This window comes from Streptomyces sp. E11-3, from assembly GCF_046540415.1.
Taxonomy (GTDB): domain Bacteria; phylum Actinomycetota; class Actinomycetes; order Streptomycetales; family Streptomycetaceae; genus Streptomyces.
In genome coordinates this window covers 2,179,852-2,202,998 of sequence record NZ_JAZGRL010000001.1, presented here as the reverse complement: position 1 = coordinate 2,202,998, position 23,147 = coordinate 2,179,852, and the positions used below count along the sequence as shown (strand labels likewise).

Below are 23,147 nucleotides of genomic sequence, written 5' to 3'. Positions count from 1 at the left end.
ACGTGCACGGTAGCGGCCGTCTCACGGGGTGCGGAGGTCGACGGTCCGGGCGGCGGCTGACGGTAAGTCGAGCTCGGCCCAGACCGTCTTGCCTACGGCGAGGCTCTCGACGTTCCAGCGGGCGGCCAGGGTGCCCACGATGAGGAGGCCTCGGCCGAACTGGTCGTCCCGGCCCGGCTGTCGCGGGGACGGGGGATGCTCGCCCTTCGGGTCGGTCACTGCCACTCGCAGCGTGTTGCGCGTGAGGAAGAGCTCCACACGGAACAGGCGGTCCCGCAGGCTGCCGTGTAGCAGGGCGTTCGTACTCAACTCGCTGGCGAGCAACGCCGCGTCACCTGCGACCTCGGGGTGACCCCACGTCGTGACGCGCTCGGCGACGCGTCTGCGGAGGGCCGGGACGCTCTTCGGGTGCGGGGTGTAGGTGGCGACGTCGTACCGGTCGCCACCGGTGTTGGGGTTGGGGTTGGGCTCGGACATGGGGGTGCCCCTCCTTGCGTCAAGTGACGCCGCTGTGCGAGCGGTTGAGCACTGACGGTAGCGGCGTGCTGCAACTTGGCGCAAGCAGTCTCGGAGACATCTGTCTCCGAGACTTGTTCGGGTCTGTTCCGGACTGCACACTGACCCCATGGCGGCAGAGCAACCAAGTCGGGGAAACCGCGTATCCACCGTTCTCGCCCGGAAGTTGGGCGGCGAGTTGCTGCGGCTGCGGGACGCCGCCGGGCTCACGCAGCCCCAGGCGGCCGCCGCGCTGTCGGCGACCGCGGCCAAGGTGGCCAAGATGGAGAAGGGCTGGGTTCCGTTCCGGGAGCCGGATATCCGCGCGTTGTGCGAGCTGTACGGGGTCAGCGACGCTCAGGTCGTTGACCGACTGCTGAGCTTGGCGAAGACGGACCGCGAGCGTCGCAAGGTCAAAGGCTGGTGGAACGAGTACCCCGAGCTGCGCGCTCTCGTCGAGTACGTGGCGCTGGAGGACATCGCTACCGGTGTGCGTACCTGGCAGGGCGCCTTTGTGCCGGGCCTCTTGCAGACCCCGGACTACGCCAGGGCGCTTGCGGTCGGCAACGCGGACTGGGACGACCCCGACGAGATCGAACGCTTCGTTGAAGCCAAGATCGCCCGCCAGGTGCGTCTGACCGACGCCAACCCCCTGCAGCTGTGGGCGCTCATCGGCGAGGGAGCGCTCCGACAACTGGTGGGCGGCCGTGACGTGATGCGCGCACAGCTCGCCCACCTGGTGCAGGCGGCCGGTCACCCCCACGTCAAGGTGCAGGTCGTGCCCTTCATCGCCGGTTCGCACCCCGGCATGACCAGCGCCTTCAGCATCGTCTCGTTCGCCGAATCAGGCGCGATGGACGTGGTCTACATGGACACCACGTCGTCTACCCTGTGGCTGGAGAGCGAGGCGGACGCCGCCCGCCACGACGCCGCGTTCGGCCGGATCGCCCGGAACGGACTCGCTCCCCGCGACTCCCTCGCCCTGGTCGAGCGCATCCGCAAGGAGCTGTAAGCCGTGCCGTACTTCGAGTTCGTCAAGTCAAGCTTCAGTAGCGGGAACGGCGAGTGCGTCGAAGTCGCCCGGAACATCCCCGGAACCGTAGCCGTGCGCGACTCCAAGGACCTCACAGGGCCTGTCCTGCGCCTGACCCCGGCCGCCTGGTCGGCCTTCGCCGCGTTCGTCGCCAGCCGACGGGCTCACTAGGACGTAGCGGTCAGGACGAAGGAGTGGCCCGCCGGGTCCGAGTAGGTGCGGGTGTGGCGCGGGCCGGTGTTGTCCTTCGCGTCGACGGGCTTCGCGCCGAGGGAGACGGCCTCGCGTTCCGCCTCGTCCATGTCGTCCGGGGCGACGAGAATCCTCAGGTGCGCCTGCTGCGCGTCTTCCGGCCGGGGCCAGCTCGGTGGTGCGTAACCGCGCTCCCGGTGGATGGCCAGGCAGATGCCCTGCTCCCCGACGACTTCGACGAAGTCGGGGTTCTCACCCGGCCGGGCGGTCGCGTCCAGGAGCGCGGCGTAGAACTCCGCGAGCCGTTCGGCTTCCGCGGCGTCCAGGACGAGCACGCTGGTTTTGTGGACGGTCATGGGTCCTCTCTCCTCTGCTCGGTCGTCGCCGCTAGGCGCTCGGCCACCGGCCGGGTCCCCCGGCCGACCGGGCTGAAACAGGGCGCGCCCGGTGTGGACGCGCGAGGCGCCTCAGCGCGCGGCCAGCAGCGCCTCCGAGCCGACCGGGCGGTAGCCCGCGGCCTGGAAGGCGCGCAGGCTGCGGGCGTTGCCCGCGGAGACCTGGACCCAGAGGGGGGTCCGGGGCGGGACCAGGTGTCTCGCCGCCGTGGCCAGGGCGCGGCCGAGGCCCCGGTGGCGTACCGCCTCGTCGACCTCGATCGCCGCCTCCCAGCGGCCCGCGACGCCCCGGCCCAGGACGACCACACCGCCGTCGGCGGACCAGACACGCACCTCGTCGCGGCGCTTGCGGGCCCGTGCCGCGCGCGGATGATCCGGGTCGTCGATCTCGTGGAGCGGGAGCGGGGGTTCGCCGGGCAGCGGGGTCGCGGTGAGCAGGACGTCGATGGTGTCCGTCGAGCGGCCGGTGCGGTCCATGAGGGCGGTGAGGAAGCGGGCGTTCATGGTCGCGGCGAGGTCGTCGCAGTCGGTGGCGGCGAGGGTGGCCCGGACCCACGCGGGGTCCTCGTCCGTGAAGATCACGGAGTGTGCGGTGAACGCGATCACCCCGGCATCGCGGTGGCTCGGCTGGGGGACGACCGTGGTGCCGCCGTCGGACGGGGGGAACTCGCCGCGGCCCGCCGCGTCGAGGATGTGCCGGAGGGACGTCGGCGTGCTGGGGCCTGTGCGCACTCGCGTACTCCGCTCTGGTCGATCGTCGGCTGTCGGCTGTCGGCTGTCGGCTGTCGTCAGGCGGAGGTCTTGCGGTAGAGGCCCGGTGCCATCCCGTACTCCCTCTTGAACGCCTTGGCGAAGGCGAACTCCGAGGTGTAACCCGCCCGTTCGGCGATCGTACGCAGCGGTGCGTCCGCCTCGCGCAGCAGCCTCCCCGCGGTGATCATCCGCCACCAGGTGAGATACGCGAGCGGCGGCCGGCCCACCGTGGCCGTGAAGCGGCGGGCGAACGCCGCGCGGGACAGGCCGCCGTGTGCGCTCAGTTCCCCGACCGTCCAGGGGTGCGCCGGATCGCCGTGGACCGCGCGCAGGGCCGCCGCCACCGCGGGGTCGGTGAGCGCGGCGGCCCAGCCGGTGAGGTGTGCGCCGCCGTGCCGCTCTTCCAGCCACCAGGAGCGCAGGATGTAGAGGAGGAGCGTGTCGAGGAGGGACCGGACGATCGTGTCCGACCCCGGCTGCGGGTCCTGGAGCTCGCTGCCGAGCAGTTCGACGGCCGTGCGCAGTTGGGGGTGGGCGCCGACTCTGGCCGGCAGGTGCACGAGTTCGGGGAGGTCGGTGAGCAGCGGGTGGGCGCGCGCTCTGTTCAGCAGGTAGGCGCCGCACAGCAGCACGCTGGTGGGCGCTGTCTCACTGGGCGCCCGGCGCGGGGCCGGCGGCCAGGAGCCGTCCGGTCGCAGCGCGAACTCCTCCAGCGGTACGCCGGGTTCGCCGGCCAGACCGTGCCCGCGGCCGTGCGGGAGGAACACCACGTCGCCGGGGGCGAGTTCGACCGGAGGCGCGCCCCGCTCGGCCCGGATCAGCCACGCCGAACCCCGCAGCACCACATGGAACCCGGCGCCGGACGACGCGGGGAAGCGGATGCCCCAGGGCCCGTGGTTGTGGGTCAGGTTGGAATGCGGCCGCCCGGTCCGCATCGCGGCGACGGCATCGCTGAGGACATCCATGACGTCACCGTAGTCCAGCATCCGCCAAGCGAGATGAATGGATATGGAGGGGAGATTCTGAGATATGGGGCGTCTTCTGTGCCGTGCCTACGGTTGCGTTCATGACTACACAAACCGCGACCCGTACCGTTCCCCGCACCGCGCAGGCGGTCGTCTTCGACGAGATCGGCGGACCCGAGGTCCTGAAGGTGGTGGACGTGCCACTGTCCGCCCCGGGGCCGGGTGAAGTCCTCCTGCGTGTCCAGGCGTTGGGCCTCAATCGCGCCGAGGCCCTCTTCCGCTCGGGCACCTACTACTACCAGCCGACCCTCCCCGGCTCCCGGCTCGGCTACGAGGCCGCGGCCGTGGTCGAGGCGGTCGGCGCGGGCGTCACCACCTTCGCCGTCGGCGACCTGGTGATGACCGGGCCCGGCATCGAGATGAGTGCCCAGGGCGTCTACGGCGACCGGGTGCTGCTGCCGGTCGACTCCGTGGTGCCGCGCCCCGAAGGGCTCGACGCGGTGACCGCCGCCGCCACCTGGCTGACGTACTCCACCGCGTATGGCGGGCTGCTGGAGACGGGCGGGCTGCGTCCCGGCGACCATGTTCTGATCACCGCGGCCTCCAGCGGAGTCGGGGTCGCCGCCCTGCAGACGGCCGCCCGGATCGGGGCGGTCCCGATCGCGGTCAGCCGGACCCGCGACAAGCGCCAGGCGCTGCTCGACAACGGCGCCGCCCATGTCATCGCCTCGGGCGAGGAGGACGTGGTGAAGGAGACCCGGCGCCTCACCGGAGGCAAGGGCGCGGAGCTGGTCTTCGACGCGGTCGGTGGCCCCGGCCTGGTGGAGCTGGCACAGGCGACGGCACACGCCGGGACGGTCGTCGTCTACGGCTGGCTCGATGACCGCGCGATGCTGCTGCCGCGCAACTGGCCGCTGAGCGTGCACGGATACAACAACCTGGAGCTGACCTCCACGGCCGCCGGGCGGCGCCGGGTCGACGCGTTCATCGGCTCGGGGCTGCGGGACGGCACCTTCCGGCCGGTCGTCGGCGAGGTCCTGCACGGCCTGGAGCGGATGCCGGACGCCCACCGGCTGCTGGAGGCCAACCGGCACACCGGCAAGATCGTGGTCAGCCTGGACTGAGCGCGTGCTCCCGGTGCGGATTCGCCAAAGTGAGCCCCTTGTCCCGGAGGCAAGGTGTGCCGGGTGTGAGGGGTGCGGCGTCGGCGGCGTAGGGGTGGCCGCGGGGTGGGGACCTGGGCATACGCCATGTACAGCGGCTAAATAGTCAATTCCTCGATTAATTCAGGTATCTATCGGTCGCGAATGTTTCCGGCCGGTGAACTGAAGTGTCGCCTTGTGTCGCGCTTCGGTCGTCACAACGATCGCCTCGTCCTTCCGCGCCACCCCCTGAGGAGTACGCATGAGCGATCGGTTGACACTCGGCCCGGACGCCGCACGGCAACTGGCCACGACCACCAAGACCACCCCGCAGATGCGCGGCATCACCCCGCGCTATCTGCTCCGCGCGATGTCCTGGGTGGACGTCGAGTCCGGCGTCTACCGGGTCAACCGTCGCCTCAGCTTCCAGATCGGCGACGACCGGATCGCGACCTACAGCGAGAACGGCAGCCACGCCGTGGTACCCGATGACCTCCGTGAGGTGCCCTATCTGCGGGACGCCGACGCGGAGTTACTCGCCGAGCTGGCCCAGCGGTTCACCGCGGTCAGCTTCGACGCGGGGGAGACGCTCGCGTCGGAGGGCGACGTCGCCGACCGGCTGTGGATCCTGGTGCGCGGGCGCGCCGAGAAGCGCGTCACCGGGCGGTACGGCGAGGACGCCCTGGTCGAGGTCATCGGCGACGGGCAGTTCTTCGACCTGGACAGCTGGACTCGCGCCCAGCCGCTGCCCTACCGGGTGCAGGCCCTCACCGCGGGCGTGGCGCTGTGTGTCGACCGCGCCTCCCTCGCCACGCTGACCGAGCGGGACGAAGCGCTGCGCGGCGCCATGGAGGAGTACAGCGCCAACGGCGAGGTGCCCGGCGCCGAGATGCCCATCGAGCTCTCCGGCGGGCATGTCGGGGAGCTCGAACTCCCGGGCACCTACGCCGAGTACGAGGGCGCGCCGCGCGAGTACCACATGAGCCTCGCGCAGACCGTGCTGCGGCTGCACACCCGCGTCGCCGACCTCTACAACGAGCCCACGGACCAGACCCGGGCACAGGCGCACCTGACCATCCAGGCGCTGCGCGAGCGCCAGGAGAACCTGATGCTCAACCACCCCGAGTTCGGGCTCTTCAACAACGTCGCGCCCGGCCAGCGCGTCCAGACGCGTACCGGCGCACCCACCCCCGACGACCTGGACGAGCTGCTGACCAGGGTCTGGAAGCAGCCCGGCTACTTCCTCGCCCACCCCAAGGCGATCGCCGCGTTCGGCCGCGAGTGCACCCGGCGCGGGGTGCCCCCGGTGACCGACAGCCGGTTCGGCAGCCCGCTGCTGACCTGGCGCGGGGTGCCGCTGCTGCCGTCCGACAAGGTGCGGTTCAGCGGAGGGGGCGGTCTCGGTACGACGGAGATCCTGCTGATGCGCATGGGCGAGGCGGAGCAGGGCGTGGTCGGGCTGCGCCCGGCGGCGGTCCCGGACGAGGTCGAACCCGGCCTGTCCATGCGGAACATGGGGACCGACCAGAAGGCCATCACCTCATACCTGATGACGGCGTACTTCAACACCGCGGTGCTGGTCGAGGACGCGGTCGCGGTCCTGAAGAACGTCGAGGTGTCCAAGTACCATGACTACTCCTGAAGTCGGCTCCCGTGTGCCGAGCGCGGACACCCTGCTCACCGGGACGACGAGCCCCGGCGCCGTGGGTGCGCCCTTCGACGCCGAGGCCGTACGGCACGACTTCCCGGTGCTGCACCGGCCCGTCAACGGCCATCCGCTGGTCTGGCTGGACAACGGCGCCACCACCCAGAAGCCGCGCCAGGTGATCGAGGCGCTCGGCGCGTACTACGGCGTCGCGAACTCCAACATCCACCGCGGCGCGCACACCATGGCCCGCGAGGCGACCGCGCTCTTCGAGGAGAGCCGGACCGCCGTCGCCGCGTTCCTCGGCGCCCCGTCCCCCGAGGAGATCGTCTTCACCCGGGGCACCACCGAGGCGATCAACCTGGTGGCGCAGAGCTGGGGCCGGGACAACCTGGGCCCCGGCGACGAGATCCTGGTCCCCGTCCTGGAACACCACTCCAACATCGTCCCCTGGCAGCTGATCGCCAAGGAGCGCGGGGCGCGGGTGGTCCCGGTACCGCTGCTCGCGGACGGCACGATCGACCAGGACGCGTACGCCGATCTGCTCTCGTACCGGACCCAACTGGTCGCCGTCAGCCACGCGTCGAACGTGCTGGGCACCGTGCCGCCGCTGCGCGAGATGATCGCGCTGGCGCACCGGTACTCGGCCACCGTCCTTGTCGACGGCGCCCAGGCCGTCGCCCACTTCCCGGTGGACGTCCAGGAGTTGGACGCCGACTTCTACGTGTTCTCCGGGCACAAGCTGTTCGCCCCGACGGGCATCGGCGCGCTGTACGGCAAGCCGGAGCTGCTGGCGGGGATGCGCCCCTGGCAGGGCGGCGGCAACATGATCGAGTCGGTCGACTTCGGTGAGACGACGTACGCGCCCGTCCCGCACCGCTTCGAGGCGGGCACCGGCCATATCGCCGGGGTCGTCGGGCTGCTCTCCGCGCTGAAGTGGCTCGGCGCGCTGGACCGGGACGCCGTCGTGGCGTACGAGACCGCGCTGATGGACTACGCCCAGCAGGCACTCTCCGCCGTGCCCGGCCTCGAACTGCTGGGCTCGGCCCCGGAGCGTATCGCCGTCCTGACCTTCACCCTCGCCGGTGTCGACCCGTCGACCGTGGCCGAATGGCTCGACCGGGACGGGATCGCCATCCGAGCCGGGCACCACTGCGCGCAGCCCGCGCTGCGGCACTTCGGCCTTGAGAGCGCGGCCCGTGCGTCGTTCGCGCTCTACAACACACCTGAGGAGGTGGACACCCTGGTCTCATCCCTCAGCCGCCTGCGGCAGCAGGCCGGTTGACGGCGCCTCCCCGCGCTGGGGGGGGGGGGGGGGGGGGGGGGGNCGGACCGCCCGCCGAGGCGGGGCCGCATACCGAGCGGGGGGCCGAGCCGCTCGACGAGCCCGAGAAGGCGTGCGCGGCAGCCGACCGGTAGACCCCGGCCCATCGCCCCGGCGGGCCCTACGCGGGACCGCCGGGCACCCCCCGCACCCCGCCCACCGTGTCGCCGTTCTCGGTGCCCAGGCCCTGCGAGTCAGGGCGGCGGGCCAGTCCGCGGTCGAGCTCCTGCGGCCACTGCCCGAAGACCTCGGCGTCCATCGTCGCGAGCCGCGACCGCAGCGGGGCCACCTGCTCCCGCGTACAGGCCTCGGCGACCGTGGCGTACAGCGCGCGCAGCCGCCGCTGCACCTGGACCGAGGTGGCCCCGAAGTGCCGGATCTCGTCGGTGGCGATACACACGTAGTCGGCCCAGGAGCGGGTCCGGTGCCGGAACGCGGCCGGTTCGCCGGTCACCCGCCGCACCGCGAGCCGGGGCGCGATCAGCACCAGCAGGTCCTCGATGTGGTCGAGGCACTGCACGGCGCGCCCCGGATCGTTGATGCCGGGGGACAGCGCCTTGAGCGCGATGTCGACGAACGAGCGCAGCGCCCCGGCCGGGTCGATACCCGCGCTGTACGTGGCACCGAACAGCAGACAGCGCGTCAGGTCCTCGCGACGGACCGGTTTCGCGCCCGGATGGACGAGGAACAGCGGAGCCTCCTGGGCGACGAAGTCGCCGAACACCGGGACGAGCTGGATACGCGCGCCGGTCCTGCGGGCCAGCCGCTCCAGCCCCTCCTCGTGGCAGGCGATCAGGATCTGGCCGCGCCTGGGCGGTGCGCCGAGCCGGATCACCTCCGGCGCGGCGGGTGGGTCGGCGAGCCCGGGGGAGGCCTCGGCGGCCGGCTCCCCGGCCACGTATCCCGGATGCGTACGATCGACCGCCCTGCGCCCCTCGGCGGCGAGATGGCGCAGCAACTGCCCCGAGTTCAGCGTGCTCGTCACCCGTGCCACGAGCGCGAAGAACAGCACCGCGCAGACCACGGAGAGCAGGATGGCGAAGAACATCGAGATCACCGGCCGGTAGTCCTCCTGGCCCACCGCGAGCCGCACCGAGATCATCAGGGTGTAGACGAACGTCGCCATGAAGGTGCCCATCGCCCAGCGCATCACCCAGTCCTGCTGCAGCATCGGCACCACGCGCACCGACAGCTGCGAGCCCCCGAACTGCATGGCCAGGGTGATCGCCGTGAAGACCAGACCGGTCAGGGTGATCATGCCCCCCGCGACGGCGGAGAGCAGGGTGGCCATCGAACCGGCGTCCAGATAGCGGAAGAAGGTCTCGCCGAGTTCGTGCTCCAGATAGGTGACCTCGCGGTCGATCAGCGGGAACAACCAGGACAGGAAGAGGCCCACACCCAGCAGGACGACCGGCAGCGGCCAGATGCGGGGCGCGCGCAGCCGACGGCGCGTGAGGTACCACTTCCCACGACCCATGTCCCAAACGTAACTATGCGGTGCGATTCCGGCACCTCGCGGACGACCCGGGCGTTGTGCCTCCGGTCGCCGCCGCGCAGGTCCTCGGGACGTGCTGGACGTGCTGGACGTGAATTCTTCTAGTCGGCACCGGACGTTGCCGCAGCTCAGTTTGTGCGTGCCGAGCCCGGTCCAACAGACCAATTCCGCGGTGAAAACACGGTCCAAGTACGCCGGCATCAGCGTTAACCAGGGGTGACATCACGAGCGGGCCGGATTTTGTAGAAGTCTACGAAGAGCCGGTCTCGGCCTGGCGGTGTTTTCGTGTCTTCAACTCCTAGCTGATTCCGGTGAGTTGGCTGTGTACTCCCTCAAGTTGCAACTAAGCAACGGGGATTGTGCTTGCACTCCTGACATCTCGCCGAACGAAGGAGAAAGCCTTGACTGACACGTTTTCCGGCCGGAGTATTGAGATCGCCTGGCCCGATCTGGGTATCACCGTTACCGCGGAACTCGACGATCGCAACCCCGCGCTGGCCGACGCGCTGTGGGACGCGTTGCCCTATCGGAGTCTGCAGGGGCACGCGCTGGTGGCGGGCGAGCACCTGTATCACGCGGCACCGATTCCCTCGCTGCTGCATACGCCCGCGTCCTACAAGATCGCTGACCGGCGCGAGGCGCCCGACGGGACGGTTTTCTGTTCCGCGCTGCAGCATGTGGGCATCAAGTACGGCACGTTGACCGAACCGATGCCGGCATCTCCCGTGGGCCAGATCCGGCCGGAGGATATGCCGGGTCTCATCGAGGCCGCACAGGCGGTATGGGATTCGGTCTATTCGACGAAGAAGCCGGCCCTGGTGGAGGTCCGTAAGGCGGGCACGGCAGGCGGTCACCGCATCCCCCGGCTGACCGCGGCCGACCCCGACGCGAACCAGCTGATCCACGACGTATACACCGAGACCGAGCGGATCTGGCTGTCCGGACCCCCCGAGCTCGCCGATCTGCACGAGGGACGGATCGCATCCGGGGCCGGGAGCTTCGAGACGGTTCTGCCCACCCTCTTGTTCGTCAACGGTGAGACCCGCCCGCTGGGATACGCCACCTACGGCGGCCTGGTACGGGCCGTGGTCGCGGACATGCCGATCGACTCGCTGCGCCAGATGGCCCGCCTGTTGATCGGTATCCCGGCCGAGTTCCTGGGCTACTGCGGCCTGGAGAACCTGTGGGCCTTCACCCAGCGCTTCCTGTCCTGCCTCGACCAGCTCGACCGCGAGGACTTCCTGGCCGTGGCGAGTCAGATGGCCCTCTACATCAACTGCCTGGGTGGCTGGAACCTGCACCTGTTCCCGTGGGACGCCGGTGACCACCTGCGCCAGCAGCCCCTCGCCGAAGCGAGTCAGCAGTCGTGACCGCTCTGCCCGAACGCGCGGACGCCGTCGTCATCGGCGCGGGAGTCATCGGCACCTCGATCGCGTGCCATCTCGCCGAGGCCGGTGTCGGCACCGTCCTGCTGGAGCGCGGCACGCTCGGGTCGGGGGCGTCCGCGGCCACCGCGGGCGTGGTGCGTACCTACTTTCCCGGCGACGCCCGTACCGGGAGCCTTGCCGTCCGTAGCGCGGCGGCGTATCACGCCTTTGCCGAGCGGACCGGAACTCCACTCGGCCTGCGGCGTGTTGGCTTCCTGGTGCTGTTCACCGAAGAGCACCAGGTGGAGGAGTTCCGACGCGACCAAGCCGCCCAGCAGGCCGCAGGCGTGGACGTCGAGCTCGTGTCCGCGTCCGAGGCGGCGCGACTCAACCCGCTGCTCGACGAGCGCACCATCCTGGCGGCAGCCTGGTCACCCGAGGCCTACTCCTGCGACCCCGCCGCCATCGTGCGCGGCTACGCCGCTGCCGCGCAGGAGGCCGGCGCCATCCTGCGTACGGAGACACCCGTCACCGGCGTCGACCCCGACGGGCGGGTCCACACCCCCACGGGCAGCATCCGCGCCGACACCGTGGTCTGCGCGGCCGGCCCCTGGTCGGGGACGGTCGGCGCCATGGCCGACGTCCACCTCCCGGTGACTCCGGACCCCATCGAACTGCTCCTCACCGACCCGCCCGCCGCCCCTCTCACCACCCTGCCGATGACCCTGCACCCCTCCAGTCTGCGGATCCGCGCCTGGAAGGACCGCATCCTCGTCGGGATGGGCCGCCCCGAGCAGGACGAATCGCGGGAGGTCTGGCTCCAGCGGCTGTCGCACCAACTCGGCACCACCTACCCGGACCTCGCCGGCAGCCGCATTCACCGCGGGTGGAGCGGATCCCTCGACGCCAGCCCGGACGGGAGCGCCTTCATCGGCCGGGACCCCTCCCGTCCCTTCCTCTACGCGGCGGGATTCTCCGGCCAGGGACTGTGCCAGGCACCCGCGGCCGGAGAGATCGTCCGCGACCTCTGCCTCGACAAGGAGCCCTGGACCGACGCGGCCGGCCTCTCCGTCGACCGCTTCCCCGCGGTCGTACAGCCACCGATGCCTTCGTAAGGAAAATCTCATGATTGTCTTGGGGTGGAACGGTTTCACTCGCGTCTCGGAATTCTTCGCCGAGAACTTCGGCGCGGTCGGAACCGAAAAGCACTACCTCCTCGGCCACGACTCGGGTGCATCGCTGCTGGTGGACGGCGAGCTGGTCGCTGCCGTGGAGGAAGAGCGGCTCAACCGGGAGAAGAAGACCACCGACTTCCCGGTCAACTCGGTGAAGTGGTGCCTGGAACACGCGGGGTTGCGGTTCTCCGACATCGACCGGATCGCGATCCCCTGGAACTGGTCCGCCGAGGTCCAGGACCAGCTGCTGTCCGATATCACGTCGGCGCCGATGGAACCCTCGGCGCGGGGATACCTGGTGAGCAGCATGCGCAAGCTGTTCGCCGAGGTCGTCAGCCCCGAAGCGATCCTCGCCGACTTCGCCGCACGTACCGGTTTCACTCCCGATCCGGACAAGGTGGTGTTCGTACCGCACCACTTCGCCCACGCGATGACCGGCTACTACATGGCGGGTATGAAGGACAGCGCGTTCCTCATCAGTGACGGCCGTGCCGAGCGGTTCTCGTCGCTGATCGGGGAAATCCGCGACGGCCGGATCCGCGTCTTCGACGAGTCGACCATCGGCGCGGAGTATTCGATCGGGCTCCTGTTCGCCGCGATTACGCGATTCCTGGGCTTCGTGCCCAACAATGACGAGTACAAGATCATGGGCCTGGCCGGATTCGCCGAGCCCCCAGCGCCGAACCCGTTCCTTGAGCACATCGTCGAACTGCACGAGGACGGGCGATACACGTTCCGCAGGCCTCTTGAGACGGACAACCCCCGTAGCTTCGAGCCCCTGTTCGAGCAGTATTTCGGTCCTGTGCAGGACACCCTGGAGTACAAGGCCAAGGTGGCCGCCGCGGCACAGGAGATGCTGACCGTCGTCACGAGCCACCAGCTCCGCGCGCTGGAGGCCAAGACGGATCTGAACCACCTGCTGTTCGAAGGCGGCGTGGCGCTGAACTGCCTCAACAACACTCCGCTGCTTGAGGGGTCGCGGTTCGACGACATGGACGTGAGTTTCGGCGCCAGCGACACCGGCATCGTCATCGGCGCCGCGGTCCAGGCCTGGGTCAGTCACCCGGACAGCGCCGACAAGAAGAAGTCCGCGCCGCGGGTCACTCCGTATCTCGGACCGGAATACGACGACTCGACGATCGAGCAGGCCCTACGGGAGTTCGGCGATCGCGTGGAATGGAGCAGGCTGAGCGACGACGCGGTCGTCGATCAGGTGGCGAAACTGCTCACCGAGAAGGTGGTCATCGGCTGGTACGAGGGCCGGATCGAGCATGGCCCTCGGGCACTGGGGCACCGCAGTATCCTTGCGAACCCGAATTTCCCGGACATCAAGGATGTCATCAATACGAGGGTCAAGCACCGCGAACCGTTCCGCCCGTTCGCACCGATCGTGCTTGAGTCGGACGCGCCGAAGATCTTCGAGATGGGCCGCAAGACCCGTTCGCCGTATATGACGTTCGTGTTCCCGGTGCGGCCGGAATTCCACGACGTGCTCCCGGGGGCGACCCATGTGGACGGCACCTCCAGAGTGCAGACGATCACCGATCAGGACACCCCGCGGCTGGCGGCTCTGTTGCGCCGGTTCACCGCACTGACCGACGTTCCCTGTCTGCTCAACACCTCGTTCAACGTGGCGGGCGAGCCGATCGTCTGCACACCGGCCGACGCGCTGAAGTGCTTCCTCGGCACGGAGATCGATTACCTCATGCTCGGCAACTACCTCGTCAGGAAGGCCGACACCTCCGCCTGACCTTCGTACGCGTCGCCGGGACGTCTTGCATGACGTCCCGGCGACGCGTGTGTCCGCCCACCTCACCCAGGAGCAGCCCGCTTGAACGCCGCGCATACTGAACAGCCTGAGGACCTCAAGGAGTCCGAGCCCGCCCCGGCCGGGCTCGCCGACCTGGGCACGCCCACCACTCTCGTACTGATGCGGCACGGGGAGACGGCACTGACGCCGGAGAAGCGCTTCTCCGGCAGTGGCGGCGACCCGTCGCTGTCGGCGGCCGGGCGGCGGCAGGCCGAGGCGGCCGCGGCGATGCTCGCGGCGCGCGGGACGGTACGGGCGGTCGTGGCCTCACCGCTGCGGCGCTGCCGGGAGACCGCCGAGGCGGCGGCCGTACGGCTGGGGCTCGACGTACGAGTCGACGAGGAACTGCGGGAGGCGGACTTCGGGGCCTGGGAAGGGCTGACGTACGCCGAGGTGCGGCAGCGCCACCCGGACGAGCTGGCGGCCTGGCTGCGATCGCCGACGGCAGCACCGTCGGGCGGCGAGTCCCTCGACGACGTGGCGCGGCGGGTGGCGCTGTCACGGGACAAGCTGCTGGCGCGGTACGCGGGGCAGACCGTGCTGGTCGTCTCGCATGTGGTGCCGGTGAGGCAGCTGGTCCGGTTGGCGCTCGGCGCGCCGCCGGAGTCGTTGTTCCGGATGGAGGTCGCGGCGGCCTCGGTGTCGGCGGTTGCGTACTACGCGAAGGGGAGTGCGTCGGTGCGGTCGCTCAACGACACATCGCACCTGTGGTGAGCCCTGCTGGCGATGGCAGGGACCTGGCGCCCCACCGCCGTTTCTGTCTTGATCATGTCGCTGACCTGCGCCGGACGTTTCGGTCGGAAAGCGCTGGGGTTACTGAGGATCGCCTTTCATACGAATCTACAAGATGGACCAGATGACCAGGCAACTCCTTCATGGTTTCGGTGACTGACCACGGGCTGGGGCGGGCGGGTGTACTTGCGCTATTCCGCGTGAACAGCACGTGAACGAGTCACGGAACGGACGTCGGGCCCTGGCTCGAAATGCTCGATCCGAACGACCCGACTCCGATGGAAGAGAGCCCCACATGGACTTCCTTCGCCCCGCCAGCTGGGAGGAGGCGCTGGCCGCCAAGGCCGCGCACCCCACGGCTGTGCCGATCGCGGGTGGCACCGATGTGATGGTCGAGATCAACTTTGACCACCGGCGCCCGGAGTACCTCCTGGACCTGAACCGGATCAGCGCGCTGGGCGCGTGGACGGTCGGCCAGGAGAAGGTCGTCCTGGGTCCATCCGTCCCGTACACGAAGATCATGGAGAATCTGCGGGCCGAGCTGCCGGGTCTGGCGCTGGCCGCGCACACGGTGGCCTCGCCGCAGATCCGCAACCGGGGCGGCGTCGGCGGCAACCTGGGCTGCGCCTCACCGGCCGGGGACTCCCATCCGGCGCTGCTGGCCTCGGGGGCGGACGTCGAGGTGGAGTCGCAGGCCCGCGGGGCGCGGCTGATCCCGATCGACGCGTTCTATACGGGCGTCAAGCGCAACGCCCTGGAGCCGGACGAGCTGATCAAGGCCGTGCACATCCCCAGGGCGGACGGCCCGCAGCAGTTCGCCAAGGTCGGCACGCGGAATGCGATGGTCATCGCGGTCTGCGCGTTCGCCCTGGCCCTGCACCCCACGACCCGCACGGTGCGCACCGGCATCGGCTCCGCCGCCCCGACCCCCATCCGGGCGAAGGAGGCCGAGGAGTTCCTGAACGCGGCGCTGGCGGAGGGCGGCTTCTGGGACACCGGCAAGATCATCACCCCGTCGGTCGCGAAGGAGTTCGCGCGGCTCGCCGCAGGCGCCTGCAACCCGATCGACGACGTGCGCGGCAGCGCCGACTACCGGCGGCACGCGGTCGGCGTGATGGCCCGCCGCACCTTGATGTGGACCTGGGAGTCCTACCGCGACTGTCACGGCCGCGGCGCCCACGAAGGAGCTGCATAGCCATGCGCGTCAATTTCACGGTCAACGGCCGCCCGCAGGAAGCCGACGACGTCTGGGAAGGCGAGAGCCTCCTGTACGTGCTGCGTGAGCGCATCGGCCTGCCGGGCTCGAAGAACGCCTGTGAGCAGGGCGAATGCGGCTCCTGCACGGTCCGTCTGGACGGTGTGCCGGTCTGTTCCTGTCTGGTCGCGGCCGGTCAGGCCGAGGGCCGCGAGGTCGTCACCGTCGAGGGCCTGGCCGACTACGCCCAACACCGCGACGCGCACGGCGGCTGCGGCACCGGCGCCTGCGGCACCTCACTCGACGCCGCGCAGCAGTGGCAGGCCACCGGCACCGACAGCCAGACCGGCGAGGCCAGCGAGCTCGCCCCGATCCAGCAGGCGTTCCTCGACGCCGGCGCCGTCCAGTGCGGTTTCTGCACCCCCGGCCTGCTGGTCCAGGCCGACGCGCTCCTGGAGCGCAACGCCGCACCGTCCGACGCCGACATCCGCGAGGCCCTCTCCGGCAACCTCTGCCGCTGCACCGGCTACGAAAAGATCCTCGACGCGGTCCGCCTGGCGGCCACCCGCCAGGCCAAGACCCATGCGGGAGGGGCCCCGGCATGAGCGAACTGGTCACCCCGGGCCTGGTGAACACCCACTCGGCTGCAACCCACTCGGCTGCAACCCACATGGCCCAGATCTGGCTGCCGAGTAACCAGACAGCGGAGGCTTCCTGATGACCAACCAGCCTTCTCCCGCCCGCACCCCACAGGACCTCAACGAGTCGATCACCGGCGGCATCGGCGACAGCCCGCTGCGACCGGACGGAACGCTCAAGGTGAACGGTGAGTTCGCCTACTCCTCGGATCTCTGGGCGGAGGACATGCTCTGGGGCGGGACGCTGCGCAGCCCGCACCCCTATGCGCGGATCAACTCGATCGACATCACCGAGGCCGTCAAGCACCCCGGCGTGTACGCGGTGCTGACCCACGAGGACGTCCCCGGCGAGAACGTCTACGGCCTGAAGGTCGCCGACACGCCGGCGCTCGCCTCGGACATCGTGCGCTACAAGGGTGAGCCGGTTGCCCTCGTCGCCGCCGACCACCCGGAGACGGCCCGGCGCGCGCTGGCGAAGATCGTGGTCGACTACGACGTACTTGAGCCGATCACCGACCCGGAGCGGGCCGCGCACGACGACACGCTGCCCAAGCTGCACCCCGAGCACCCCGGGGGCAACGTGGTGCGCTATCAGCCGATCATCAGCGGCGACCCGGAGGCCACGGCCGACGTCGTGGTGTCCGATGTGTACACCATGGGCATGCAGGACCAGGCGTTCCTCGGTCCGGAGTCCGGTCTGGCCATCCCGGCCGAGGACGGCGGGGTCGACCTGTTCCTCGCCACCCAGTGGCTGCACGTGGACCAGAAGCAGACGGCGCGGGCGCTCGGCCTCCCGGTCGAGAAGGTGCGCTTCACCATGTCCGGTGTCGGCGGTGCCTTCGGCGGCCGCGAGGACCTGTCCATGCAGATCCACGCCTGCATGCTGGCGCTGCACACCGGCAAGCCGGTGAAGATGGTCTACAACCGCGAAGAGTCCTTCTACGGCCACGTACACCGGCACCCGGCGAAGATGTACTACGAGCACGGCGCGACCAAGGACGGCAAGCTCGTCTACGTCAAGGCGAAGATGTACTTCGACGGCGGCGCGTACGCCTCCAAGACCCCCGTCGTGGTCAGCAACGCCACTTCGCTGGCCGTCGGACCGTACGAGGTACCCAACGTCAAGATCGAGGGTTGGGGCCTCTACACGAACAACCCGCCGTGCGGCGCGATGCGTGGCCTCGGCGCCGTACAGCCCGGATACGCCTACGAGTCCCAGATGGACAAGCTCGCCAAGGCGCTCGACATGGACCCGGTGGAGCTGCGTCAGCTCAACGCCGTCTCCCAGGGCTCGACCATGCACACCGGGCAGGTCCTTGACTCGCCCGCGCCGGTCGCCGAGCTGCTGCAGCGCCTCAAGGACATGCCGCTGCCACCCCAGGACGCCTGGAAGACCGCCGACGGCCAGGCCGACGTCCGCGGCCTGCCGGGTGGTCTGTCCAATACCTCGCACGGTGAGGGCGTTGTCCGGGGCGTCGGCTACGCCGTGATCATCAAGAACGTCTCGTACGCGGAAGGCGTCGACGACTACTCCACGGCGCGGGTGCGGCTGCAGGCCATCGGTGGCGAGCCGGTCGCGCTGGTGCACACCGCGGCGGCCGAGGTCGGGCAGGGCCTGATCACCATGAAGCAGCAGATCGTCCGCAGCGAACTCGGCGTGGAGCGGGTGACCGTCGCCCCGGCCGACACCAACGTCGGTGACGCGGGTTCGAGTTCGGCTTCCCGCCAGACGTACATCACCGGCGGTGCCGTCAAGACCGTCTGTGAGGCCGTGCGCGAGGCCCTCTTCCGGTTGGGCCGCGACAAGTTCGGCTGGACGCAGACCGATCTGTCCCTCAAGGGCGGCAAGGTCGTGTCCGCGGCCGACGGCGCTCTCGCCGCGGTCGAGGAGGTCCTCGGCGACGACGTGATCGAGGAGACCCGCGAGTACCACCACCTGCGGACCTACCCGATGGACCCGGTCACCGGCCAGAGCAAGCGGGTGCACGTCCAGCACGCCTACGCCGCGCACCGCGCGGTCGTCGAGGTGGACGCCGAGCTCGGTCTGGTCAAGGTCATCCAGCTGGACTGCGCGCAGGACGTCGGCAAGGCGATCAACCCCGACGCCGTGATCGGCCAGATCCAGGGTGGTTCCACCCAGGGAATGGGCCTTGCCGTGATGGAGGAGATCAAGGTCAAGGACGGCAAGATCCGCAACCCGTCGTTCACCGACTACCTGATCCCGACCATTCTGGACACGCCGCCGATGACGGTGGACGTGATCGAGAGGGCCGACCCGAACTCGCCGTACGGCGTGCGCGGTGTCGGCGAGCCGCCCACCATTTCCGCCACCCCCGCGGTCGTGAACGCCATCCGCAACGCGACGGGGCTGGACCTGACCCACACCCCGGTCTCACCGGAGCACATCTGCGGCGTCGAGCCGCGCTGACCCCCACCGCTCCCGAAAGCTGCCCTCACCACTTCCGAAAGCTGCCCCCCACCACTTCCGAATAAGGAGTAACCGTGACTACGCACACCCAAGAGCCGAGCATCCAGGAACTCGAGCGCGCCTGGATGGACCAGGCGATCAGCCTGGCCACCAACAGCGTGGCGAACGGCGGCGGTCCGTTCGGCGCACTGGTCGCCAAGGACGGCAAGGTCGTCGCCATCGGGAACAACCAGGTCACCGCGACCCTGGACCCGACCGCGCACGCCGAGGTGAGCGCGATGCGCGCCGCCTGCAAGGAACTGGGCACCTTCTCGCTCCAGGGCTGCGTCCTGATCACCTCGTGTGAGCCGTGCCCGATGTGCCTTTCCTCCGCGCTGTGGGCGCGAGTCGACCGGATCGTCTTCGCCGCCGATCGGGACGATGCCGCGGTGGCCGGTTTCGACGACCGCAAGTTCTACGACCTGTTCGAGAAGCGGCCCGCGTCGATGTGGCCGGCGTCGATCGAGCAGCTGGACCTGCCGAACCGTACGGCGCCGTTCGACGCCTGGCTGGCCAAGTCCGACCGTATCGACTACTGACAACCCGGTGCAGTGCGGCTGTGAGTGCGTTCGATGATCACGAACTACGGCTGGAGTACTCATGGCCCTGCACCTGGCGTTGACCATCTCCCGGGATTCCGATGGATCCCTCACCTCGCAGATACAGAGGTCCATCAAGCGGGAGATCCAGCAGGGAACCCTGCACCCCGGCACCCGGCTGCCCGCCACCCGACGGCTCGCCAAGGACCTCGGCGTCTCCCGCAGCGTGGTGGTCGAGTCGTACGCGCAGCTCGCCGCGGAGGGGTATCTGGAGGCAGCGCGGGGTGCCGGCACCCGGGTCACGGGCCATCTGTCCCGTGACGCGGTCGTGCCGGCCCTGCTGGACGAGGGCCGGGTACCCACGGTGCGCTGGGACCTGCGACCCGGCGGTCACAACGCCCCCGGCGTGCCGCGCGGGGAGTGGCTGACGGCCTATCAGCGGGTGTTACGGTCCCCGCGGCCGCTTGGCACCTCCTATCCGCCCCTCGCGGGCGAACCGGAGCTGCGCGTCGAACTCGCCCGCTACCTCGGACGGCTCCGCGGGGTGCGGGCGACGCCGAGCACCATGCTCGTGGTGGGCGGATTCGCCCAGGCTCTGGCCCTGTTATGCGCCGAGCTGCCCGCGACGGGCCGCACGGAACTGGCCGTCGAGGACCCCTGCCATCCGGGCCAACGCCGCTTTGTCCAGGACAGCGGCATACGCGTGGTGCCGGTGCCGGTGGACGACGAGGGCATCGACGTCGACGCCCTGGCGGCGACCTCGGCACGCGCCGTCCTCGTCACCCCGGCCCATCAGTTCCCGACCGGAGCCGTGCTCTCCGACCGCCGCCGTGCAGCGCTCGTACAGTGGGCGCGTGCCGTCGACGGCTGGGTGATCGAGGACGACTACGACGGCGGGCTCTGGTACGACGACGAGCGCCCTCGGCCGCTGGCCCTGCAACGACTGGCGCCCGACCGGGTGATCTACGCCGGCACCGCGAGCAAGATCCTCGGCCCCGGCCTGCGGCTGGGCTGGCTCACCGCCCCCGAGAAGCTGCTGCACCGGCTGCTGCGGGTACGCGCCCGGCACGACCTCGGCACCGAGTCGTTCACCCAGCTCGCCCTGGCGGACCTGCTGCGCAGCGGGCTCTTCGACCGGCATCTGCGCAGGCTCAGCCAGAAGTGCGCCGCCCGGCGACGGCTCCTCGGGGAGGCCGTGTCGGCCCAGTTGCCCGGCGCGATGGTACTCGGACCCGCCGCAGGCCTGCACGCCCACGTCCGTCTCCCCGCGCATACCGACGAGGCGGCGCTGGTGGACGGTGCGCTGCGCCGCGGGGTCCTGGTGCGCGGCGGCGCGGCGTTCGGCGTCGTACCCCGCGTGGAGGCGCCCGCACTGGTCGTCGGGCACGCCCATCTACCCCTGTCCGGGGTGGCCGAGGCGCTGCGGGAACTCGGCGCCGTTCTCAGCGCACGGTGATCGGCGCTCCGCGCTGTCGACGCGCGAACCACCAACTCCCGTGCCAGGCGGTGGGTTTCGAGCGTGGACCGGATCTTGTAGGAGTCTACGAAGAGTCGTCTCAGCCTGCGGATGTCTTCATGTCTTCCACCCCTATCTGACTCCACCCGGTTGGCTGTGTACTCCTCACACAACTTGCAACGGAGCAAGGGACTTTCCCCGCCTGACAAGTCTGACAAGGAGTTCTCGTGGCGATCCAGCGGAAGCACACGATGCACCACTCGACGATCGTCGACGCCGATCCGGACGCCGTCTGGACCGAGGTCCGCGACCCCATGAAGGTGGTGAAGATCGTGTCCGGAGACGCGGCGAAGGACGTGCGCTGGGCCGAAGGCGGCGCGCTCGAACGGGTGCCGTCGCGCTATGACTTCACGCTGGTGTTCTGCGACGGCCTGGTCCAGCAGGAGGTCGCCGGACGCAACGAGCTGGAGCGGTCCCAGACCTACCGAGCCGTCGCGCCGACGACGGGCGTCGACGGCTACGTCGCCACGGTTCGCGTCCGGCCGATCACCAACGATCCGGACCGCAGCTTCTTCGAGTGGTCACGAGAGCTGACGATCGCCGACGACGCCGACCCCGAAGTCGTCGAGGGGATCATTGCCATGATGGAGAAGCAGACCGACGCCGTGCGGGACTATTTCGCATCGCCGAAGCCGTAGCCGCCTGGCGTCACGCCGTCAGCACTCGATGACGTTGACCGCGAGCCCGCCGCGGGCCGTCTCCTTGTACTTGACCTTCATGTCGGCGCCGGTCTCCTTCATGGTCTTGATGACCTTGTCGAGGGACACCTTGTGGCTGCCGTCGCCGCGCATCGCCATCCGCGCCGCGGTGACCGCCTTGACCGCCGCCATGCCGTTCCGCTCGATGCACGGGATCTGGACCAGGCCGCCGACCGGGTCGCAGGTCAGGCCCAGGTTGTGCTCCATGCCGATCTCGGCGGCGTTCTCCACCTGCTCCGGGGTGCCGCCGAGCACCTCGGCCAGCGCGCCCGCGGCCATCGAGCAGGCCGAGCCGACCTCGCCCTGGCAGCCGACCTCGGCGCCGGAGATGGAGGCGTTCTCCTTGAAGAGCATGCCGATGGCGCCGGCCGCGAGCAGGAAGCGGACGATGCCGTCCTCGTCGGCGCCGGGCACGAAGTGCATGTAGTAGTGCAGGACGGCGGGCAGGACGCCCGCGGCGCCGTTGGTCGGGGCGGTCACCACCCGGCCACCCGCCGCGTTCTCCTCGTTGACCGCCATCGCGTAGATCGTCGTCCACTCGCTGCGGTGCAGGATCGGGTCGCCGTCGGCGCGCAGCTGGCGGGCGGAGGACGCGGCGCGGCGGCGTACCTTCAGGCCGCCCGGCAGGATGCCCTCCCGGGACATGCCACGCGAGACGCAGGCCTGCATGACCCGCCAGATCTCCAGCAGGCCCTCGCGGATCTCGTCCTCGGTGCGCCAGGCCTTCTCGTTCTCCAGCATGAGGGAGGAGATCGACAGGCCGGTTTCCTGGGCCAGGCGCAGCATCTCGTCGCCGCTGCGGAAGGGGTACTTCAGGACGGTGTCGTCCAGCTTGATCCGGTCCTCGCCGACCGCGTCCTCGTCGACGACGAAGCCGCCGCCCACCGAGTAGTACGTCTTCTCCAGGAGCGGGGTGCCGGCGGCGTCGTACGCGAAGAGCGTCATGCCGTTGGCGTGGTACGGCAGCGCCCGGCGGCGGTGCAGGATCAGCTGGTTCGGCTCGTCGAAGTCGATCTCGTGGGCGTCGCCTATCTCCGCGCCCATCAGCCGCAGCCTGCCGGTGGAGCGGATGCGCGCGACCTCGTCGTCGGCGCTCTCCACGTCGACGGTACGCGGGGAGTGGCCCTCCAGGCCCAGGAGTACGGCCTTGGGCGTGCCGTGGCCGTGTCCGGTGGCGCCCAGCGAGCCGAAGAGCTCGGCGCGCACCGAGCCGGTTTCGGCGAGCAGACCGTCCTTCTTCAGGCGGCCCACGAACATCCGGGCGGCCCGCATCGGGCCGACCGTGTGGGACGAGGACGGGCCGATGCCGATGGAGAAGAGGTCGAATACGGAGATGGCCACGGTGGCGGACTCCCTTGTCTGCTCGTGGGGTGTGCGGGGCGGGGCAGAAGGCGACTCGTGAGGTGCGCGGACTGTCTCCACCCTTCGCGGATGGTGTCCGGCATTCGAGCGTAACGCGCGCGGGGAAACTCCCGACAAGCGCCGATTTGCGGCATGGGGTATGGAGGGTGGAGTACGGCGAGGGGCCCGGCCCGTGGACGCCCGCGGGCCGGGCCCCAGAAGCGGCGCAC

The 23,147-nt window shown here is 70.0% G+C and carries 20 protein-coding genes and 1 pseudogene; 15 read left to right on the top strand and 6 right to left on the bottom strand.

The features are described from left to right. Window positions 1–21: 21 nt before the first annotated feature. Window positions 22–477 (bottom strand): ATP-binding protein, encoded by a 456-nt coding sequence (locus U9R90_RS09850; protein WP_411056014.1) that lies wholly within the window; start codon window positions 475–477, stop codon window positions 22–24. A gap of 148 nt (window positions 478–625) precedes the next feature. Here U9R90_RS09850 and U9R90_RS09845 point away from each other — a divergent pair, with 148 nt between their 5' ends. Together U9R90_RS09845 and U9R90_RS09840 are read left to right on the top strand one after the other, a co-directional pair. Beyond that, window positions 626–1,507 carry a helix-turn-helix domain-containing protein gene (locus U9R90_RS09845; protein WP_411056013.1) on the top strand — a complete coding sequence of 294 codons (882 nt, stop codon included), beginning with the start codon at window positions 626–628 and terminating at the stop codon, window positions 1,505–1,507. Between the two features lie 3 nt (window positions 1,508–1,510). Continuing rightward, a complete protein-coding gene (locus U9R90_RS09840) occupies window positions 1,511–1,699 on the top strand; it encodes a DUF397 domain-containing protein (protein WP_411056012.1) in 189 nt (62 codons plus the stop codon). Here the strand turns inward: U9R90_RS09840 and U9R90_RS09835 are convergent. From U9R90_RS09835 to U9R90_RS09825, 3 genes are all read right to left on the bottom strand, one after another. Continuing rightward, a complete protein-coding gene (locus U9R90_RS09835) occupies window positions 1,696–2,076 on the bottom strand; it encodes a VOC family protein (RefSeq protein ID WP_411056011.1) in 381 nt (126 codons plus the stop codon). The genes U9R90_RS09840 and U9R90_RS09835 overlap by 4 nt on opposite strands. Window positions 2,077–2,187: 111 nt before the next feature. Continuing rightward, window positions 2,188–2,847 carry a GNAT family N-acetyltransferase gene (locus U9R90_RS09830; RefSeq protein WP_411056010.1) on the bottom strand — a complete coding sequence of 220 codons (660 nt, stop codon included), beginning with the start codon at window positions 2,845–2,847 and terminating at the stop codon, window positions 2,188–2,190. A 56-nt stretch (window positions 2,848–2,903) separates the two neighbouring features. Beyond that, on the bottom strand, window positions 2,904–3,833 hold the full coding sequence (locus U9R90_RS09825; RefSeq protein WP_411056009.1) for an AraC family transcriptional regulator: 930 nt from the start codon (window positions 3,831–3,833) through the stop codon (window positions 2,904–2,906). 101 nt (window positions 3,834–3,934) lie between these two features. Between U9R90_RS09825 and U9R90_RS09820 the strand changes: the two genes are divergently transcribed. The 3 genes from U9R90_RS09820 to U9R90_RS09810 all read left to right on the top strand — a co-directional run bounded on the left by U9R90_RS09820 (window position 3,935) and on the right by U9R90_RS09810 (window position 7,905). Continuing rightward, window positions 3,935–4,957 (top strand): zinc-dependent alcohol dehydrogenase family protein, encoded by a 1,023-nt coding sequence (locus U9R90_RS09820; protein WP_411056008.1) that lies wholly within the window; start codon window positions 3,935–3,937, stop codon window positions 4,955–4,957. A gap of 280 nt (window positions 4,958–5,237) precedes the next feature. Next, complete coding sequence (locus U9R90_RS09815; protein ID WP_411056007.1) at window positions 5,238–6,617, top strand: family 2B encapsulin nanocompartment shell protein; 1,380 nt, start codon at window positions 5,238–5,240, stop codon at window positions 6,615–6,617. Beyond that, on the top strand, window positions 6,604–7,905 hold the full coding sequence (locus U9R90_RS09810; RefSeq protein ID WP_411056006.1) for a SufS family cysteine desulfurase: 1,302 nt from the start codon (window positions 6,604–6,606) through the stop codon (window positions 7,903–7,905). Before U9R90_RS09815 ends, U9R90_RS09810 begins: the two co-directional genes overlap by 14 nt. Before the next feature lie 160 nt (window positions 7,906–8,065). On the opposite strand, the gene U9R90_RS09805 is transcribed toward U9R90_RS09810, so the two are convergent. Next, window positions 8,066–9,421, bottom strand: coding sequence for a DUF2254 domain-containing protein (locus U9R90_RS09805; RefSeq protein WP_411056005.1), 1,356 nt, complete (start codon window positions 9,419–9,421; stop codon window positions 8,066–8,068). Window positions 9,422–9,840: 419 nt separating this feature from the next. Here U9R90_RS09805 and U9R90_RS09800 point away from each other — a divergent pair, with 419 nt between their 5' ends. The 10 genes and pseudogenes from U9R90_RS09800 to U9R90_RS09755 all read left to right on the top strand — a co-directional run bounded on the left by U9R90_RS09800 (window position 9,841) and on the right by U9R90_RS09755 (window position 21,516). Continuing rightward, window positions 9,841–10,809: a hypothetical protein gene (locus tag U9R90_RS09800; RefSeq protein ID WP_411056004.1), complete on the top strand. Its 969-nt coding sequence runs from the start codon at window positions 9,841–9,843 to the stop codon at window positions 10,807–10,809. Continuing rightward, window positions 10,806–11,921, top strand: coding sequence for an NAD(P)/FAD-dependent oxidoreductase (locus tag U9R90_RS09795; RefSeq protein WP_411056003.1), 1,116 nt, complete (start codon window positions 10,806–10,808; stop codon window positions 11,919–11,921). Before U9R90_RS09800 ends, U9R90_RS09795 begins: the two co-directional genes overlap by 4 nt. Window positions 11,922–11,931: 10 nt before the next feature. After that, window positions 11,932–13,731: a carbamoyltransferase gene (locus tag U9R90_RS09790; protein ID WP_411056002.1), complete on the top strand. Its 1,800-nt coding sequence runs from the start codon at window positions 11,932–11,934 to the stop codon at window positions 13,729–13,731. A gap of 138 nt (window positions 13,732–13,869) precedes the next feature. Further along, window positions 13,870–14,505 (top strand): annotated as a pseudogene (locus U9R90_RS09785) (histidine phosphatase family protein); the annotation flags it as partial. Window positions 14,506–14,818: 313 nt separating this feature from the next. Beyond that, on the top strand, window positions 14,819–15,718 hold the full coding sequence (locus U9R90_RS09780) for an FAD binding domain-containing protein (protein ID WP_411056001.1): 900 nt from the start codon (window positions 14,819–14,821) through the stop codon (window positions 15,716–15,718). Window positions 15,719–15,720: 2 nt separating this feature from the next. Next, a complete protein-coding gene (locus tag U9R90_RS09775; RefSeq protein ID WP_411056000.1) occupies window positions 15,721–16,323 on the top strand; it encodes a (2Fe-2S)-binding protein in 603 nt (200 codons plus the stop codon). A 112-nt stretch (window positions 16,324–16,435) separates the two neighbouring features. Further along, window positions 16,436–18,784: a xanthine dehydrogenase subunit D gene (pucD, locus tag U9R90_RS09770; RefSeq protein ID WP_411055999.1), complete on the top strand. Its 2,349-nt coding sequence runs from the start codon at window positions 16,436–16,438 to the stop codon at window positions 18,782–18,784. 74 nt (window positions 18,785–18,858) lie between these two features. Continuing rightward, entirely contained in the window at window positions 18,859–19,362 is a 504-nt protein-coding gene (locus U9R90_RS09765) for a nucleoside deaminase (RefSeq protein WP_411055998.1), read from the top strand. Window positions 19,363–19,423: 61 nt separating this feature from the next. Then, a complete protein-coding gene (locus U9R90_RS09760) occupies window positions 19,424–20,818 on the top strand; it encodes a PLP-dependent aminotransferase family protein (protein WP_411055997.1) in 1,395 nt (464 codons plus the stop codon). Between the two features lie 227 nt (window positions 20,819–21,045). Next, window positions 21,046–21,516, top strand: a complete 471-nt coding sequence (locus U9R90_RS09755; RefSeq protein WP_411055996.1) for an SRPBCC family protein — start codon at window positions 21,046–21,048, stop codon at window positions 21,514–21,516. Window positions 21,517–21,534: 18 nt separating this feature from the next. On the opposite strand, the gene U9R90_RS09750 is transcribed toward U9R90_RS09755, so the two are convergent. Further along, complete coding sequence (locus U9R90_RS09750; protein ID WP_411055995.1) at window positions 21,535–22,917, bottom strand: L-serine ammonia-lyase; 1,383 nt, start codon at window positions 22,915–22,917, stop codon at window positions 21,535–21,537. Between the last annotated feature and the right edge of the window lie 230 nt (window positions 22,918–23,147).

What these genes read in the sequence shown, in the direction of transcription:
- U9R90_RS09780 (WP_411056001.1), top strand. Translation starts at nt 14,819, where the DNA reads ATGGACTTCCTTCGCCCCGCCAGCTGGGAGGAGGCGCTGGCCGCCAAG.
- U9R90_RS09810 (WP_411056006.1), top strand. Translation starts at nt 6,604, where the DNA reads ATGACTACTCCTGAAGTCGGCTCCCGTGTGCCGAGCGCGGACACCCTG.
- U9R90_RS09790 (WP_411056002.1), top strand. Translation starts at nt 11,932, where the DNA reads ATGATTGTCTTGGGGTGGAACGGTTTCACTCGCGTCTCGGAATTCTTC.
- U9R90_RS09820 (WP_411056008.1), top strand. Translation starts at nt 3,935, where the DNA reads ATGACTACACAAACCGCGACCCGTACCGTTCCCCGCACCGCGCAGGCG.
- U9R90_RS09850 (WP_411056014.1), bottom strand. Translation starts at nt 477, where the DNA reads ATGTCCGAGCCCAACCCCAACCCCAACACCGGTGGCGACCGGTACGAC.
- U9R90_RS09845 (WP_411056013.1), top strand. Translation starts at nt 626, where the DNA reads ATGGCGGCAGAGCAACCAAGTCGGGGAAACCGCGTATCCACCGTTCTC.
- U9R90_RS09835 (WP_411056011.1), bottom strand. Translation starts at nt 2,076, where the DNA reads ATGACCGTCCACAAAACCAGCGTGCTCGTCCTGGACGCCGCGGAAGCC.
- U9R90_RS09775 (WP_411056000.1), top strand. Translation starts at nt 15,721, where the DNA reads ATGCGCGTCAATTTCACGGTCAACGGCCGCCCGCAGGAAGCCGACGAC.
- pucD (WP_411055999.1), top strand. Translation starts at nt 16,436, where the DNA reads ATGACCAACCAGCCTTCTCCCGCCCGCACCCCACAGGACCTCAACGAG.
- U9R90_RS09805 (WP_411056005.1), bottom strand. Translation starts at nt 9,421, where the DNA reads ATGGGTCGTGGGAAGTGGTACCTCACGCGCCGTCGGCTGCGCGCGCCC.
- U9R90_RS09825 (WP_411056009.1), bottom strand. Translation starts at nt 3,833, where the DNA reads ATGGATGTCCTCAGCGATGCCGTCGCCGCGATGCGGACCGGGCGGCCG.
- U9R90_RS09815 (WP_411056007.1), top strand. Translation starts at nt 5,238, where the DNA reads ATGAGCGATCGGTTGACACTCGGCCCGGACGCCGCACGGCAACTGGCC.
- U9R90_RS09760 (WP_411055997.1), top strand. Translation starts at nt 19,424, where the DNA reads ATGGCCCTGCACCTGGCGTTGACCATCTCCCGGGATTCCGATGGATCC.